The sequence below is a fragment of the Bradyrhizobium sp. CCBAU 25338 genome, assembly GCF_028128965.1.
In the GTDB taxonomy this organism is placed as follows: domain Bacteria; phylum Pseudomonadota; class Alphaproteobacteria; order Rhizobiales; family Xanthobacteraceae; genus Bradyrhizobium; species Bradyrhizobium liaoningense.
The window spans coordinates 68,705-83,986 of record NZ_LFKY01000034.1 but is presented as its reverse complement, the minus strand read 5'-3'; the positions used below and the strand labels follow the sequence as shown (position 1 = coordinate 83,986).

At 63.8% G+C, this 15,282-nt stretch carries 16 protein-coding genes; 12 read left to right on the top strand and 4 right to left on the bottom strand.

Annotated elements, in window-relative coordinates; translation table 11 throughout:
- Positions 1 to 15: 15 nt before the first annotated feature.
- The 4 genes from ACM42_RS14390 (at position 16) to ACM42_RS14375 (ending at position 2,293) form a co-directional block, all read left to right on the top strand.
- Complete coding sequence (locus ACM42_RS14390; RefSeq protein ID WP_271528535.1) at positions 16 to 522, top strand: Phasin protein; 507 nt, start codon at positions 16 to 18, stop codon at positions 520 to 522.
- A gap of 546 nt (positions 523 to 1,068) precedes the next feature.
- Entirely contained in the window at positions 1,069 to 1,455 is a 387-nt protein-coding gene (locus tag ACM42_RS14385) for a nuclear transport factor 2 family protein (RefSeq protein ID WP_271528534.1), read from the top strand.
- Positions 1,456 to 1,695: 240 nt separating this feature from the next.
- Positions 1,696 to 1,947, top strand: a complete 252-nt coding sequence (locus ACM42_RS14380; RefSeq protein ID WP_271528533.1) for a hypothetical protein — start codon at positions 1,696 to 1,698, stop codon at positions 1,945 to 1,947.
- Between the two features lie 55 nt (positions 1,948 to 2,002).
- Positions 2,003 to 2,293: a hypothetical protein gene (locus tag ACM42_RS14375; RefSeq protein WP_271528532.1), complete on the top strand. Its 291-nt coding sequence runs from the start codon at positions 2,003 to 2,005 to the stop codon at positions 2,291 to 2,293.
- Positions 2,294 to 2,708: 415 nt separating this feature from the next.
- On the opposite strand, the gene arsC is transcribed toward ACM42_RS14375, so the two are convergent.
- From arsC to ACM42_RS14355, 4 genes are all read right to left on the bottom strand, one after another.
- On the bottom strand, positions 2,709 to 3,110 hold the full coding sequence (arsC, locus tag ACM42_RS14370) for an arsenate reductase (glutaredoxin) (protein ID WP_271528531.1): 402 nt from the start codon (positions 3,108 to 3,110) through the stop codon (positions 2,709 to 2,711).
- Between the two features lie 67 nt (positions 3,111 to 3,177).
- Positions 3,178 to 4,233, bottom strand: a complete 1,056-nt coding sequence (gene arsB, locus ACM42_RS14365) for an ACR3 family arsenite efflux transporter (protein WP_271528694.1) — start codon at positions 4,231 to 4,233, stop codon at positions 3,178 to 3,180.
- 2 nt (positions 4,234 to 4,235) lie between these two features.
- A complete protein-coding gene (locus ACM42_RS14360; RefSeq protein ID WP_271528530.1) occupies positions 4,236 to 4,763 on the bottom strand; it encodes an arsenate reductase ArsC in 528 nt (175 codons plus the stop codon).
- The gene (locus ACM42_RS14355) at positions 4,756 to 5,118 is read right to left on the bottom strand and encodes an ArsR/SmtB family transcription factor (RefSeq protein ID WP_271528529.1); all 363 of its coding nucleotides are present in this window, start codon (positions 5,116 to 5,118) and stop codon (positions 4,756 to 4,758) included. Before ACM42_RS14355 ends, ACM42_RS14360 begins: the two co-directional genes overlap by 8 nt.
- Before the next feature lie 128 nt (positions 5,119 to 5,246).
- On the opposite strand from ACM42_RS14355, the gene ACM42_RS14350 reads away from it, so the two are divergent.
- The 8 genes from ACM42_RS14350 to ACM42_RS14315 all read left to right on the top strand — a co-directional run bounded on the left by ACM42_RS14350 (position 5,247) and on the right by ACM42_RS14315 (position 15,110).
- Positions 5,247 to 5,564, top strand: a complete 318-nt coding sequence (locus tag ACM42_RS14350) for an ArsR/SmtB family transcription factor (protein WP_100230259.1) — start codon at positions 5,247 to 5,249, stop codon at positions 5,562 to 5,564.
- A gap of 48 nt (positions 5,565 to 5,612) precedes the next feature.
- Entirely contained in the window at positions 5,613 to 6,977 is a 1,365-nt protein-coding gene (locus ACM42_RS14345) for an NAD(P)-binding protein (RefSeq protein ID WP_271528528.1), read from the top strand.
- Positions 6,962 to 8,149 carry an MFS transporter gene (locus ACM42_RS14340; protein ID WP_442868929.1) on the top strand — a complete coding sequence of 396 codons (1,188 nt, stop codon included), beginning with the start codon at positions 6,962 to 6,964 and terminating at the stop codon, positions 8,147 to 8,149. The genes ACM42_RS14345 and ACM42_RS14340 overlap by 16 nt, the downstream gene beginning before the upstream one ends.
- A gap of 60 nt (positions 8,150 to 8,209) precedes the next feature.
- Positions 8,210 to 9,397, top strand: coding sequence for an MFS transporter (locus ACM42_RS14335; protein ID WP_271528693.1), 1,188 nt, complete (start codon positions 8,210 to 8,212; stop codon positions 9,395 to 9,397).
- A gap of 158 nt (positions 9,398 to 9,555) precedes the next feature.
- Positions 9,556 to 9,921 (top strand): hypothetical protein, encoded by a 366-nt coding sequence (locus tag ACM42_RS14330; RefSeq protein ID WP_271528526.1) that lies wholly within the window; start codon positions 9,556 to 9,558, stop codon positions 9,919 to 9,921.
- Positions 9,922 to 10,025: 104 nt separating this feature from the next.
- Complete coding sequence (locus ACM42_RS14325; RefSeq protein WP_271528525.1) at positions 10,026 to 10,418, top strand: FixH family protein; 393 nt, start codon at positions 10,026 to 10,028, stop codon at positions 10,416 to 10,418.
- A gap of 82 nt (positions 10,419 to 10,500) precedes the next feature.
- The gene (locus ACM42_RS14320) at positions 10,501 to 11,922 is read left to right on the top strand and encodes an efflux RND transporter periplasmic adaptor subunit (protein WP_271528524.1); all 1,422 of its coding nucleotides are present in this window, start codon (positions 10,501 to 10,503) and stop codon (positions 11,920 to 11,922) included.
- Entirely contained in the window at positions 11,919 to 15,110 is a 3,192-nt protein-coding gene (locus ACM42_RS14315) for an efflux RND transporter permease subunit (protein WP_271528523.1), read from the top strand. The genes ACM42_RS14320 and ACM42_RS14315 overlap by 4 nt, the downstream gene beginning before the upstream one ends.
- Positions 15,111 to 15,282 lie beyond the last annotated feature (172 nt).

Sequence of the window (15,282 nt, the reverse complement as noted above, 5' to 3'; positions counted from 1 at the left end):
TTCTTGGAGCGTCAGATGAGCAAACGCAAAGCGGCGACAGCGGCAAAGCGTGCCCGCAACCCGAAAATGGCCGCGCGGGCCCAACGGAACAAGCAGGCCATTGTTAGAAGCCCGAAAGAGAATTCACTTCACCCTGCTGCGGCAGACTCGGTCGAATCGCCTCTTCATGATGATCCTAAGCACCAGGTTCCCGTCATTGAGCCTGAAGCGGATGCTTTAATAGATGATCGCAGCCAGAGAATGACAGATAGCGATCCAACGAAAGGCTTTGCTCTAGCGACAGCAAACATGCAGGCGCAACAAGCGAAGCTTCTTGAGATAGCCGGGGCCAACGCGCAATTTGCTGTTGAATTCGGCCTGAGACTTGCGACGATCAGGTCACCAATCGAATTTTTCAGCGTCATTGCGGAGTTTACAAGCAGACGGGTCGATATGTTCGCGCAGCATTCGAAAGAACTGGCGGCATATCCGTTCTGGCGCATCAAGCCGCTCCGGGAAGTCACGGCTCTGCCGGGACGATAACTGCAGGCCGTACCCTGCGGCAAACGATGGACGCAAATGCGGATCACGCACGCGCCCATCAGGGTTGCTTGCTTTCGGCTGAGGAGGCCGGCTCACAACGAGGGAGCGGAATCAGCGCTGGCCATCTCGTGCAGCTGATCTGAGGTACCACCATCGCGAATATAGGTTGACACCTTTCGCAACTGAAGCCGCTCTCGACCGTCTCCGGTCAATTTTTGGCGGAGTGATTAGAAGGCCCAGCTTTGATGGGCTCTTCCACGGTCCTTGTCTAAGTCCTTGACCGTTCCGGCTTCAACTAGCTGCGGGTGAGGCAGGGGCAGATGTTCAGTTGTCGGTGTATCCGAGGTCCGCTGATGGCCCATCAGCGAAGCGGTGAGACCATTCATTGAGTCCGGTTGGTGGGGTAGAGCGGACTGACTTTGCTCACTCTAAGTTCTTCGCATTTTGACCCGAAGGCGACATCGACCAGACGTCTAATCGGCCCTTCAACTCACCTGTGTGCCCTTGTGTTATTGTATCCCTTTCGAGAACTTGATGGAGGGAAGGATGGACATTCGATCGAAATTGACGGCGCTGTGTGAAGCGTTCAACGCGCACGACTTGGATTCCATCATGGAGTTCTTTGCTGACGATTGTGTCTTGGAGATGCCGAGGGGAAGCAAGCCTTGGGGCTCCCGCTTCGAGGGCAAACGCAACGTACGAGACGGGCTCGCGACGCGCTTTGAAGGCTTACCGGATGTTCACTACGGCGACGCCGAGCATTTTGTGGATACGATGGCAAACACGGGCATTTCAAAATGGACGCTAACGGGCACTACAGGCGAAGGAAGAAAGATCGAGGTCCGAGGATGTGACTTTTACACTTTTCGCGCGGACGAGGTGATCCGCAAGGACTCGTATTGGAAGATTGTTGAAGGACCTTCGTCAGCCTAACGACGCACATGTCCGAATGTGGACCTTCGCAGACCCGAGCCGCGGATCAGGTGATGTCCGCTCACAGCGGGCAGAGCAGACCGTCTCCTATGGACGCGCCGACTTCCGAGTTTGACCTTTGTCAACTGCGGTTCCCGTAACGGGTCGGCAACGGCAGCTTGATGTGCGTCAAATCCCGACTTCAGGGCGGTGGTTTAATGAAGCAATTTTCACCGATCTGTCTCAACCGGAGGAACGTCCATGATCACCAAGGATTTTCTTGCTGCGCTGGCGGTCGCTTCTCTCCTAGTTGCTCCCGCAATGGCTCAGACCGCAACGAAAGACACTCAAGGCGGCGGTCACCACTATCAGGGTGGGCCGAAGACCGAAGTGCCTCATCACATGGGCAAGAAGGAAACTACCGGAAAGGCCTCAAGCGGCCAGTCCGGCGGACATCACTACACCGGCGGACCAGCAACATCGACGCCGCATCACAAGGGCGACAAGAAGTAAGCGGCCGGATGGCGTGGCGCACCGATGATACGCCCGCCTTATAGGAGTAACTGGCATGACCAAACTCCCTTATGTCCGAACTATGTTCGCAACATGCATGCTGTTTCAGGTGATCTACGTTCTTTGCGTGCTTCTCTGGGTGGCCTTCCCGGACTTGAAGGGCCATGAACTCCTGCCGATTGTCTTTCCCGGTTTCAAGATGATTGCGGTCGGCAGCTTCATCTACGGCCTTGTCGCCAGCATGGTCTACGGGTGGGCCGTTGCGATCATCTACGTCTTCTTCTTCAATCTTTGGCCGCAACTCGCGGCTGCTGTTATTGGACCGCGAGCGGTGCAACGCACCTAAAAACGGACGTCGGAGACCACTGACGAACATCTCGCCCGCCTGCCAACGACTGACTGGTTGGCTCGAACCAAACGGCGTCGAGATGTCAGCCTTTGGCCCGTCTGCGACCTCGGAGGCATCTGCTCTTCGGCCGATGCTGGCAGTCAACCGGACGTCAGGCGGGCTGTCGATTCATGAGTACATGCACTAGTGAGCGGATACGGATCGTCGGGAGTGCCGGATGCATTCAGGGGCACTCCAGCGGCAAGTAAGCCTTGTTTGCTCGTGGAGCTGCAAGCCGCCATCGAGACAGCACGGTCGCAACTGCGGCAGCAGAACCGGAACTGGCAGATTATGGCTCGACAAGACCGCGAGCACGCGAGAGGTCCCGAGACTCTGCGCGCCGGCCAATCGCCTGGCGCGAGGAGGCGCAAGCCTATCGCGCTTCGACCACTTCGCCGTCTTCCTTCACGAAGCGGCCGACGGGATTGTCCAGGAGATCAATCACGGCTTCCGACGGCCGGCACAAGCGCGTGCCCCTTGGCGTCACCACGACCGGACGGTTGATGAGAATGGGATAGGCGATCATGAAATCGAGGAGTTGGTCGTCCGTCCATTTGGGATCGTCCAGGCCGAGCTCCTTGTACGGTGTTCCCTTCTCGCGCAGCAGCGCGCGGACCGGAACGTCCATCGCCGCGATCAGCTCCTTGAGCTTGTCCCGCGACGGCGGCGTCTTGAGATATTCGATGACGACAGGCTCAGTGCCGCTCTGCCGGATCATCGCCAGGGTGTTTCGCGAGGTGCCGCAAGCGGGGTTGTGATAGATCGTGACGCTCATCGACGCATCTCCGTGACTGGCAGACCGGCATCCATCGTTGCCGCACCGCCGCCGGCAAATGATGAGTTCATTGGCGGGCCTCGGCAGCCGTCGGGACTTTACCCGCGCCTGCTTCGTACCAGCCCCGCGTGGCCTTGACGATGCGGACGACGGACAGCATCACCGGGACCTCGACGAGGACGCCGACCACGGTCGCCAGCGCCGCGCCGGAGTCCAAGCCGAACAGGCTGATCGCGGCGGCGACCGCCAGCTCGAAGAAGTTGCTCGCGCCGATGAGGGCAGCTGGGGCCGCGACGCACCAGGCCACGCCGAACCGCCGGCTCAGCCAATAGGCCAGGCCCGCATTGAGATAGACTTGCACAAGAATCGGGACGGCAAGGATCGCGATGACGCCGGGCTGCCTGACGATCTGCTCTCCCTGGAAGCCGAAGAGCAGCACCAATGTCGCGAGGAGCGCGACAAGCGAGAGAGGCTGCAGCATCCGCATGACGCGGTTGAAGCTGGCATCGCCGCCTCGCAGCAGCACCTTGCGCCACAGCTGAGCGACAATCACGGGAACAACAATGTAAAGCACAACGGACAGGAGCAGTGTGTCCCAGGGGACGCTGATCGAGGCCACTCCGAGCAGCAACCCCACGAGCGGCGCGAACAGGAAAACCATGATCACGTCGTTGAGTGCGACCTGGCTCAGAGTGTAGTGGGGCTCCCCTTCGCACAAATTGGACCATACGAACACCATCGCAGTGCAGGGTGCAGCCGCAAGCAGGATCAAGCCGGCGATGTAGGACGGGATCTGGTCGGACGGCAGCCACGGTGCGAAGAGGTGACCGATGAAAAAAGAGCCCAGCAGCGCCATCGAGAACGGCTTCACGGCCCAATTGATGAAGAGCGTGACGCCGACGCCGCGCCAATGCTCCCGGACCTGGCCCAGCGAGCCGAAGTCGATCTTCAACAACATCGGCACGATCATGAGCCAGATCAGCATCGCGACCGGCAGGTTGACCTTGGCGACCTCAGCGGCTGCAACCGCGCTGAAGAAGCCGGGCATGACGTGCCCCAGCGCGACGCCGACCACGATGCAAAGCGCGACCCACAAGGTGAGGTATCGTTCGAAGATGCCCATCGTCACGCCACGTCGCTCTTGCCGGACGTCGCCCCCTCGGAGCGGCCGATTTCCCGGAGCTTGGTCCCCAGCGAAAGCCGGTCGATGCCGCTGAGGGGCAGGTTCACGAACGCGCCGATACGGTTCTTCAAGTAGCGGAAGGCCCGCGAGAAGGCCGCAAGTCTTTCAATCTCGGTGCCTTCGACGGCCGCAGGATCTTCGATGCCCCAATGCGCAGTCGTCGGTTGACCCGGCCAGACCGGACATGCTTCGCCGGCGGCGTTGTCACAGACGGTAAAGACGAAATCCATCACCGGCGCATCGGCGGCTGCGAATTCCAGCCAGCTCTTCGAGCGCATCCCGTCGATCGGGTAGTCCATGCTCTGCAATGTGCGCAGCGCCAGCGGATGTACGGCGCCTTTCGGCGTGCTCCCTGCGGAGAAGGACCGAAAGCGCCCGGCACCGTCGTTGCGAAGGATCGATTCCGCGAGCACGGACCGGGCTGAATTGCCCGTACAGAGGAACAGCACATTGTAGACGCGATCAGGCATGGACCTTCTTCCTTCGCTTGGGAGCGCAGCACGATTGCAGGCTCTCGACGACGGGTTCGCAAACTTCCGGCCGTCCGCCGCAGCAATCGCGCAGCATGAAGAGTGCGACGTCGCGAAATTCGCCGAGGTTGGCGCGGTAGACGATCGAGCGACTGTGTCGCTCGGAAGACACGAGGCGCGCGCGGCTCAAAATCGACAGATGCGCCGAGAGTGTGTTCTGGGGGACTTCCAGCAGGCGCGCGAGGTCGCCTGCCGCAAGACCGTCAGGCTCGTGTCTGACCAGCGTCCGGAACGCCTCAAGGCGGGTCGGTTGAGACAGCGCGGCGAGCGCCAGGACGGCTTCTTCTGTTTCCATATATCCAGATTTATGGAATCATGTGGGCCGCGTCAACCTGAAAAATCCGGTTACCGCCGAGCTTATATTTCGAATCTTCTAGAAATAGCGTTTGACAGCTGATGTCGCGCTGGTGCATCGTGGCCCCCATGAAGATCGATGACGCAGCAGCGCGTTTGGAAGCCCTGGGGAACCGGACCCGGCTTCAGATCTACCGCGCATTGGTCCGGGCCGGGCACGCGGGCATGCCGGTTGGCCGCTTGCAGGACAAGCTGAAGATCCCGGCGTCAACGCTGTCGCACCACATCAAGACCCTGGTCTCGGTCGGGCTGGTCAGTCAGATCAGGGAATCGACGACCCTGATCTGCCACGCCAATTTCGACGCCATGCGGGGCCTGGTCGACTTCCTTGTTGCGGAGTGCTGCGCGGACGAAGCCGGATGTAAGGACGCCCAGACGGCAGCCTGATTCATTTGGCCAATTATTCCATAATTCTAGAAGGATGGAGAATTCGCAATGGACAAGAAGACGGTAGCGATCATTGGGGCGGGGCCGGTCGGTCTCGCAGCCGCCGCACATGTGCTCGAACGCGGCATGTCCCCCGTCGTGTTCGAAGCCGGACCCGAGGCCGCGCATGCGGTGCGGCAATGGCAGCACGTCCAGCTCTTCTCGCCGTGGGAATTCAATGTCGACAAGGCGTCGGCGCGCCTGCTCGCGCCGACGGGCTGGAATTCGCCGGACCCTCAGTCCTACCCGACCGGCGGCGAACTGATCGAGCGCTACCTCGCGCCGCTTGCAACGCGAACGAAGCTGCGCGAGACGATCCGGACGTCGAGCCGCGTCACGGCGATCAGCCGTGTCGGCTTCGACAAGGCGAAGACCAGGGGACGGGAGCAGGCGCCTTTCGAACTCCGTTATCAGAACGGCAAGGGTCCCGAGGTGCTGCGCGCCGACGCCGTCATCGACGTCTCAGGCACGTGGTTCTCGCCCAATCCTGCCGGCAGCAACGGTCTGCCCGCGATCGGCGAACGCGAGCGCACTGATCGCATCGCCTATGGCATGCCGGATGTGCGAGGCACAAATCGCGGCAGATATGCCGGCAAGACCGTGGCCGTGCTCGGTGCCGGCCACTCCGCGCTGGGCACGCTGATCGATCTCTCGCGGCTCGCCGAGGAGGTGCCCGGCACGCAGCCCGTCTGGCTGTTGCGCGGCGGCGATCCTGCAAAGGCCTTCGGCGGCGGCAGCAACGACAAGCTTGCCGCGCGCGGCGAGCTGGGCTCAACCTTCGCCGCGCTCGTGGCTGCCGGACGGATTCGAGTCGAGACCGACTTCGGTGTCACCCACATCTCGGACTTCGAAGGACGTCTCAGGATTTCGGCAGGTGCCTGCTGCGGCGCGCGGAGTGTGGTTGCGGATGAGCTGGTGGTGTCGACCGGCTTCCGTCCCGATCTCTCGTTCCTGTCCGAGCTGCGGCTTCGGCTCGACCCGGCGATCGAGGCGCCCGTCGCGCTCGCGCCGCTCATCGATCCCAACGAGCATAGCTGCGGAACGGTGCGGCCTCACGGCGCTCGCGAGCTGGCGCATGACGAGCCGGGGTTCTACCTCGCCGGCATGAAATCCTACGGCCGGGCGCCGACCTTCCTGATGACCACCGGATACGAGCAGGTCCGCTCGATCGTCGCCGACATCGCGGGCGACAAGGAGGCTGCGGCACGGGTCGAGCTCGTGCTGCCCGAGACCGGCGTCTGCACGCGAGCCGGCGTCGAGTCCGCCGGCGCAGCGGGATGCTGCGGCGGTCCGGCCAAGGCCGAACCCTCAGCCTGCTGTGCGGCCGATGAATCGGCCATGAAGGCAGGCGGCGCGGGATGCGGCTGCTCATGACGGGAGGCACTGCGAGCCCACTCGCTGTCGTCGTCGCGCTCGGCAGCGCCCAGACCATTGCCTGGGCGTCGAGTTACTATCTCCCTGCGATCCTGGCTGCGCCGATTGCGCACGATCTCGGCCTTGCGCCGACTTACCTGTTCGGCGCGCTGTCGGGAGCGCTCGTCATCTCCGGCCTGCTCGGCCCGAGAGTCGGGCATGCCATCGACACGTTTGGAGGGCGCAGCCTGCTTGCCGTCTCGAACCTCGTCTTCGCGGCAGGCCTGCTCCTGCTCTCCGTGTCCCATGGTGTGGCGCTGCTGATCACGGCCTGGATCCTGCTCGGGATCGGCATGGGCATGGGTCTCTATGAAGCTGCGTTCGCGACGCTTGCGCGCATCTACGGCGCCAATGCGCGAGGAACGATCACCGGCATCACCCTGATCGCCGGCTTCGCCAGCACCCTCGGCTGGCCTCTCACGACGTGGCTCGCCTCGGAGTACGGCTGGCGCGTTGCCTGCCAGGTATGGGCGGCGATCCATATCGGCGTTGCATTGCCGCTCAACCTTTCTCTGCCCCGTGCCGCTCCATTGGACCAGGACTCCCGGCCGGGCACCGGCACGACCCAACAATCCGGCGGCCAGAGCGAAACCTTCGCAATGATGCTGCTGGCGTACATCTTTGCGGCGGCAAGCTTCGTCAGCTCCGGAGTCTCGGCCATTCTGCCGACCATGCTGGTTGCGTTCGGCGCCACGCCGGCACAGGCGTTGTTCGCAGGAGCATTGGTCGGACCTGCGCAAGTCGGCGCCCGCCTTCTGGAGGCAGGATGGCTCAGCCGGTTTCATCCACTGCTGTCGGCAAGGCTCGCCATGCTCATGAATCCGATCGGCGTGCTTGCACTGGTCGCGGGCGGCCCTTGGCTCGCACCGGCCTTCACAGTGCTGTATGGCGCGGGCAACGGCATCATCACCATTGCCCGTGGTACGCTGCCATTGGCGTTGTTCGGGCCGGTGGGGTTCGGCAGGCGTGTCGGTGTGATCTCGCTGCCTTCGAGGGCAACAGGCGCCTTCGCGCCGCTTGCGCTGGGACTGATGGTAGAGCATTTCGGCAGCAGCGCACTCTGGATCAGCGCGCTGGCCTCGGCATCAGCCTTCTTCGCGCTGCTGCTGCTTCGTGCAGATCGGACGACGTGAGCACCCGCGGGATGGGAGGAGAGCATTCGTAGCTTGCGCGGCTGGCCGCTGATTGCGGCAATGTGCATCGGTCAGCTCGGCAATCTACTGCCGCATGTGACGTTGTCCGCGAATCTGGCGCAGCACCTGATGCCGGCGTGGGGGTTGTCCGCTGCGGAAGGCGGGCTGATGGCGAGCGGCTACGCGTTCGGCTACATGCTGGCGGTGCCCGTGCTCACGACCTTGACCGATCGCATCGATGCACGACTCGTGCTCCTGGGCGGCTCTGTCGTCAGCGGAGTTGCGACCGTCGCGTTTGGAATTTTCGCGCAAGGGTTCTGGTCAGGGACCATCATCTGGTCGCTCGCGGGTCTGGGTTTTGCCGGTGCCTACATGCCAGGGCTCAAGGCACTGACGGACCGGTTGCCCGCAGGCGACACCTCGCGAGCTGTGACGCTGTACACGTCGAGCTTCTCGGTCGGCGTCGGCCTGTCCTTCCTGATCGCGCAAGTCCTCGCCGATCGCTGGGGGTGGCGGACGGCATTCTACGTGACGGGTATCGGGCCCACTGCGATGGTGGTCGCGTGTCTTGCGATCGAGGGCCGCCGCCCCACTCCCAGAGCAGGACGCCTGCTGAACTTTGCGCCCGTTTTCGCCAACCGCGAGGCGCTTGGCTATATCTTCGGCTACGGCGCTCACTGCTTCGAACTCTATGGTATTCGCACCTGGCTGGTCGGATTCTGGACCTTCGTCGTTGCGCATCAAGGCGCGCCCTCATGGCTCTCTCCCGTCCTGATGAGCTTCTGCTTCGCGGTGATCTCGATGCCGGCCAGTATCCTCGGCAATGAGGCCGCCCTGAAATTCGGGCGGCATCGTGCGATCACGGTGGTGATGATCGCTTCGGCCTGCGTTGCGCTCGTCATCGGCCTCAACGCGACGGCTCCGGCATGGGCGCTGGCGTTGCTGCTGATGATCTATGGCCTGACGGTGCCGGCGGATTCAGGCGCGCTGACGGCGGGCATGTCGGCCGCGGCTGTTTCCGAGCATCGCGGGGCGACCCTGGCCCTGCATTCGACGGTCGGCTTCGGCCTGTCCGCGATTGGAGCGTGGGGAACCGGGGCTGCGCTCGATGCTGCTGGCGGTCCGCAGAGTGCGAAGGGCTGGTTGCTCGTCTTCATCGTGCTCGCGGCCGGAATTGCGTTGGGCCCGCTCGCGTTGCTGTGGGCGCGCATGACTTCGTCCGAGAAGCATCTATCGAGGTCAAGATAGCGAACCCGGGAGGTCGCTGCTCGGTCGGGGTGATCGCGGTGACAGGTGCCGAACCCGCGGTCACGAATGCTTGACCCGGATCAAAGAATGCTTTCGGCAGCGGGATATGTTACAAGCGCTGCGGTTCCAGAAAGTATCCAAACAGTAAAAGCAGATTGATGCGGATCGTCCGTACCGTCCTGGCACTCGCAATCGCCATATCCTTGGCGATGCTGCCGGCTGGCGTGTCCGCGTCTGGCCTCGCCGTGTCGTCGGACGACATGCACGCGGCCATGGTCATGAGCGGCGACGACGCTATGTCGATGGACGATTGTTGTCCCGACATGAAGGGAACGGGCTCCGACACCGGCGCGTACAAATGCGGGATGGGCTTCTGCTGCGTCGGCGGCACCGTCGCGCTTGCAGACATCCGTCCGCTGGCCTTCGAATTTCTTGCCGTAGCGGCAGGGAAAACCGCCATTCCCGCCGACCAGGTCGTCTCCTTGCTCGGCGGCAGCCCTCCCTTCCGGCCCCCTCGAATCTGATCTCGCCAAGCCGACGACGCGTGCAGCACGACGCCTGCGCGCGACGATGACTGACGGGCGCGCGTCATGCGTCACGGCGGAAGATCAATCCATGAGGACAGACAATGCTTTCCAAATTCAGCACCGCGGCTGTTGCCGCCACCCTTTCGCTCGCCGCTTCGGTCGCCATGGCGGGCGCGGGCGATTACGCCTTCGAGCCGGTCAATCCCGAGATGAAGAAGGGCGACGACATCACGCTCGCCATTCGCCTGACCAACAGGCAGACCGGCAAGCCGGTCGCGGATGCCGTCATCTTCAGGACTCGCGTGGACATGGCGCCGGACGGCATGGCCGAGATGGAGTCGGCGGTTGCGCCGCTGCCGTCCCAGGAGCCGGGCGTCTATGCCTTCAAGACCGACCTGCCGATGGCCGGCCGCTACCAGGTCACGCTCTCGGCGAAGGTGCAGGGCGAGCCTGAGACGGTCACCGGCAAGGTCATCGTCAAGGCGACGAAGTGAGCCTTCGGGCGCCACCGGACGGCGCCCGAACTTCTCTTTCCCGTTTACATGGACGCGCGCCCTGGGCGCGCGGTATCTGGCGATGAACACGCAGCGTCTTCTCACCGCACTCGCGCTGACCGGCAGCTTGGCCCTGGGCGGCTCCTGGCTCATGAACGACGGGCGCTGGTCCGTCCGTGCCGAGGTCGCCTCGGCCACGGCCGACGGCGCCCGAACTCCGCTCTATTACCGCGATCCGAGCGGCGCGCCGCTTTGGTCGGCCGGGCCCAGGAAGGACGAGCGGGGGCGGGACTATCTGCCGGTCTACGACGACGAACAGGCCGCCCCGGCGGCGCTAAAGCCGCAGCAGGCGACCTCGCCGCGAAAGATCCTCTACTATCGCAACCCCATGGGGTTGCCCGACACCTCGCCGGTGCCGAAGCAGGATCCGATGGGGATGAACTATGTCCCCGTTTACGAAGGCGACGACGTCGACGACGGGACGGTGAAGCTGTCGCCTGGCAAGATCCAGCGCAGCGGCGTGAAGTCCGAGCCGGTGGCGCGGCGGTCGATCCGGGTCCTGGTGAAGGCGCCCGGCACGATTCAGCTGGACGAACGCCGCGTCTCGGTGATCGCGATGCGCGCCGAGAGCTTCGTGCAGAGGATCGCGGACGTCACCACCGGCACCCGCGTGAAGGCGGGCCAGCCGTTGATGGAGATCTACAGCTCGGCGGTCGCGTCCGCGGCGGCCGAATACCTCGCGACGATCACCTCGAAGACGGTGGGCGGCGTCGAGTCGTACGGCCGCGGCTCGCGGCAGCGGCTGGTCAATCTCGACGTCCCCGAGCAGGTGATCGCCGAGATGGAGAAGACGCGCGTCGCGCCCGTCACCATCCATTGGACGGCGCCGCGCGACGGAATCGTGCTCGAGCGCAACGCGATCGAAGGCATGCGTGCCAATCCCGGCGATGTGTTGTTCCGCATCGCGGACATCTCGCTGGTCTGGGCGCTGGTCGACGTCGCCGAGCGCGATCTCGGCAACATCGCGGTGGGGCAGTCCGTTGCGGTGCGCGCGCGAAGCTTTCCCGGCCGCGCGTTCACCGGCAGGATTGCCGTGATCTATCCGCAGGTGAACCGCGAGACCCGGACGGTTCGCGTCCGGATCGAACTCGCCAATCCCGACGCGGTGCTGCTGCCGGACATGTATGTCGATGCCGACATCGACACGGCAGATGGCGCGCCCGTCCTGGCGATCCAGGATAGCTCGGTGCTCGACACCGGCACGCGCCAGGCCGTTCTCGTCGACAAGGGGGACGGGCGTTTCGAGCCGCGGGAAGTGAAGCTTGGCCGGCGCGGCGGCGGCTACATCGAGGTGCGGGACGGTCTTGCGGACGGCGAGGCGGTGGTCACTTCGGCCAACTTCCTGATCGATGCGGAGAGCAATCTGAAGGCCGCGCTCAAAGGCTTTGCCGAGGCTGCTCCTCAAGCCTCCGACGCGGGCCATGCGATGGGAGAGCACAAATGATCGCCCGCATCATCGCCTGGTCGGCGCGCAACCTGCTGCTGGTGCTGTTCGGCACCGGCTTTGCGGCCGCCGCCGGCTTCTACGCGCTGCTTCACCTGCCCCTGGATGCGATCCCCGACCTCTCGGACACGCAGGTCATCGTCTACACCGAATATCCCGGACAGGCGCCGCAGGTGATCGAGGACCAGGTCACCTATCCCCTGACGACGGCGATGCTGACCGTGCCGAAATCGAAGGTGGTGCGCGGCTTCTCCTTCCTCGGCGTGTCGTTCGTCTACGTGATCTTCGAGGACGGCACCGACATCTACTGGGCACGCTCGCGCGTCATGGAGTTCCTGAACGGCGCGTCGTCCAGGCTTCCCGCCGGCGTCACCCCGACCATCGGGCCCGACGCGACCGGCGTCGGCTGGGTCTACCAGTACGCCGTGATGTCGAGGGAATTGAACCTCGCCGACACGCGCACGATCCAGGACTGGAATCTGAAGTTCGCGCTGGCCAAGGCCGAAGGCGTCGCCGAGGTCGCCAGCATCGGCGGCTTCGTCAAGCAATACAACGTGGTGCTCGATCCGCAGCGGATGCGCGATCGCGGCATCAGCATGCAGAAGATCCGGGAGGCGATCCGCGCCAGCAATGCCGATGTCGGCGGACGCACGGTCGAGCTGTCGGAGTTCGAATACGTCATTCGCGGCAAGGGCTACGTCAAGAGCATCAACGATCTCGGCAACATCGTCCTGAAGACGAGCAACGGCACGCCGGTGCTGCTCCGGGACGTCGCCAATGTCGAGCTCGGACCGGACGAGCGGCGCGGCATCGCCGAGCTGAATGGCGAGGGCGAGGTCGCAAGCGGCATCGTGCTGCAGCGCTTCGGTGTCAACGCCCTCGACGTGATCGAGAACGTCAAGAAGCGCTTCGAGGAGATCGCGAGCAGCCTGCCGAAATCGGTCGAGATCGTCCCGGTCTACGATCGCTCCAACCTGATCTACGCGGCCATCGATACGCTCAAGCACACGCTGGTCGAGGAGAGCATCGTCGTCGCGCTCGTCTGCATCGTGTTCCTGCTCCATGTCCGCAGCGCGCTGGTCGCGATCCTGATGCTGCCGGTCGGCGTGCTGATGGCGTTCGGCGCCATGAAGCTGCTGGGCCTGGGATCGAACATCATGAGCCTGGGGGGCATCGCGATCGCGATCGGCGCCATGGTGGATGCCGCGATCGTCATGATCGAGAACGCCCACAAGCACCTCGAACGCGCCAAGCCCGGTCAGTCGCGCGTCCAGATCCTGATCGACGCGGCCTCCGAGGTCGGCCCTGCGCTGTTCTTCAGCCTGCTGATCATCACCGTCTCCTTCATGCCGATCTTCACGCTGGAATCGCAGGAGGGGCGGCTGTTCAGTCCGCTGGCGTTCACGAAAACTTTCGCGATGGCCGCTGCGGCCCTGCTGTCCGTCACCCTGGTGCCGGCGCTGATGGTGATCTTCGTCCGCGGCAGGATCGTGCCGGAGCACAGGAATTTCATCAACCGCTTCCTGATCTGGATCTACCGGCCGGTCATTAAGGGCGTGCTGCGTGCCAAGACGCTAGTGATCCTGGCCTCGCTCGTCGTGCTCGCCGTCACGATCTGGCCGGCCCGGCAGCTCGGCACCGAGTTCATGCCCACGCTGAACGAGGGCACGCTGCTCTACATGCCGACGACGCTACCCGGCATCTCGGTCACCAAGGCGGCCGAACTGATGCAGACGCAGGACCGCATCATCAAGTCGTTCCCGGAGGTCGCGTCCGTCTACGGCAAGGCGGGACGGGCGGCGACCGCGACCGATCCGGCGCCGACCGAGATGTTCGAGACCATCGTCAACCTGAAGCCGAAGGAGCAATGGCGTCCCGGCGTCACGATCGACAGCCTGGTCGCGGAGATGGACAAGGCGCTGCAGTTTCCGGGCGTCTCCAACGCCTGGACCATGCCGATCAAGGCGCGCATCGACATGCTGTCCACCGGCATCCGCACGCCTGTCGGCGTCAAGGTGATGGGCACCGACCTCGTCGAGATCGACCGGCTGGCGAAGCAGGTCGAACGGGTGATCAAGGCCGTCCCGGGCACGTCCTCGGCTTACGCCGAGCGCGGCATCGGCGGGTACTATCTCGAGATCGTCCCGGACCGCGAGGCGCTCGCCCGCTATGGCATCCTGGTCCAGGATGTTCAGGACACCATCGCGGCCGCTCTCGGCGGTCAGACGGTCACGACGACGGTCGAAGGCCGGCAGCGGTTCACGGTGAACATGCGCTATCCGCGCGACCTGCGCGACAATCCTAAAGTCATCGCCAGCGATATCCTGGTGCCGATGCCGGCGGGCGGCGCGGTGCCGCTCGGCGAGGTCGCGAAGGTCGAGCCGGCGCGGGGGCCGACCTCGATCCGGACCGAGAACGGCCAGCTCGCGACCTATGTCTACGTCGACATCCGCGATCGCGACATCGGCAGCTACGTCGCCGACGCCCAACGCGCGGTGACGGACAGCATCCAGTTTCCGCCAGGATACTATGTCGTCTGGAGCGGTCAGTACGAATATTTGCAGCGCGCCGCCGCCCGCCTGAAGATCGTGGTACCGGTGACGCTCACGATCATCTTCCTGCTGCTGTACCTGAACTTCAGGGCCATGACCGAGACGCTCATCGTCATGCTGTCGCTGCCCTTCGCGCTGGTCGGCGGCATCTGGATGATGTGGTGGCTCGGCTTCAACCTGTCGGTCGCCGTCGCGGTCGGCTTCATCGCACTCGCCGGTGTCGCCGCCGAGACCGGCGTGGTGATGCTGATCTACCTCGAGCACGCGCTGGCCGGGCTGAAGGCGAAGCGCAGCGCCGAGGGCAGGGTCTTCACCCGGCGGGATCTCCACGAGGCCATCATGGAGGGCGCCGTCGAGCGCGTCCGTCCCAAGATGATGACGGTGGTCGCCATCATGGCGGGCCTGCTGCCGATCATGTGGAGCACCGGCACAGGCTCGGAGATCATGCAGCGCATCGCGGTGCCGATGATCGGCGGGATGACGTCGTCGACGCTGCTGACGCTGATCGTGATCCCGGCGATCTTCGGGCTGGTCAAGGGCTTCCACCTGCTTCCCGAGTCCGAGGACAAGGGACAAACGACCGAAATGTCAAAGCCGATCAGTCCGAGATTGCGGGTGCTGCAGTCTGCCGAATGAGGTGAGTCATGATGAACGGCTGTCAGGAATGGTGGGGCGATGGAATTGATCACCGCATTGGTCGTCGCGCTAATATTGGGGACGGCGCTGGCATGAGAGGCGAACGTGCGGTGGTGATCTTTGCCGCACCTGAAGAGATCAGCAGGACCGTCGAGCGGCGATGCCAGGAGAT

Coding starts and splice junctions, on each gene's coding strand:
- ACM42_RS14390 (WP_271528535.1), top strand. CDS start 16: ATGAGCAAACGCAAAGCGGCGACAGCGGCAAAGCGTGCCCGCAACCCG.
- ACM42_RS14385 (WP_271528534.1), top strand. CDS start 1,069: ATGGACATTCGATCGAAATTGACGGCGCTGTGTGAAGCGTTCAACGCG.
- ACM42_RS14380 (WP_271528533.1), top strand. CDS start 1,696: ATGATCACCAAGGATTTTCTTGCTGCGCTGGCGGTCGCTTCTCTCCTA.
- ACM42_RS14375 (WP_271528532.1), top strand. CDS start 2,003: ATGACCAAACTCCCTTATGTCCGAACTATGTTCGCAACATGCATGCTG.
- arsC (WP_271528531.1), bottom strand. CDS start 3,110: ATGAGCGTCACGATCTATCACAACCCCGCTTGCGGCACCTCGCGAAAC.
- arsB (WP_271528694.1), bottom strand. CDS start 4,233: ATGGGCATCTTCGAACGATACCTCACCTTGTGGGTCGCGCTTTGCATC.
- ACM42_RS14360 (WP_271528530.1), bottom strand. CDS start 4,763: ATGCCTGATCGCGTCTACAATGTGCTGTTCCTCTGTACGGGCAATTCA.
- ACM42_RS14355 (WP_271528529.1), bottom strand. CDS start 5,118: ATGGAAACAGAAGAAGCCGTCCTGGCGCTCGCCGCGCTGTCTCAACCG.
- ACM42_RS14350 (WP_100230259.1), top strand. CDS start 5,247: ATGAAGATCGATGACGCAGCAGCGCGTTTGGAAGCCCTGGGGAACCGG.
- ACM42_RS14345 (WP_271528528.1), top strand. CDS start 5,613: ATGGACAAGAAGACGGTAGCGATCATTGGGGCGGGGCCGGTCGGTCTC.
- ACM42_RS14340 (WP_442868929.1), top strand. CDS start 6,962: ATGCGGCTGCTCATGACGGGAGGCACTGCGAGCCCACTCGCTGTCGTC.
- ACM42_RS14335 (WP_271528693.1), top strand. CDS start 8,210: ATGTGCATCGGTCAGCTCGGCAATCTACTGCCGCATGTGACGTTGTCC.
- ACM42_RS14330 (WP_271528526.1), top strand. CDS start 9,556: ATGCGGATCGTCCGTACCGTCCTGGCACTCGCAATCGCCATATCCTTG.
- ACM42_RS14325 (WP_271528525.1), top strand. CDS start 10,026: ATGCTTTCCAAATTCAGCACCGCGGCTGTTGCCGCCACCCTTTCGCTC.
- ACM42_RS14320 (WP_271528524.1), top strand. CDS start 10,501: ATGAACACGCAGCGTCTTCTCACCGCACTCGCGCTGACCGGCAGCTTG.
- ACM42_RS14315 (WP_271528523.1), top strand. CDS start 11,919: ATGATCGCCCGCATCATCGCCTGGTCGGCGCGCAACCTGCTGCTGGTG.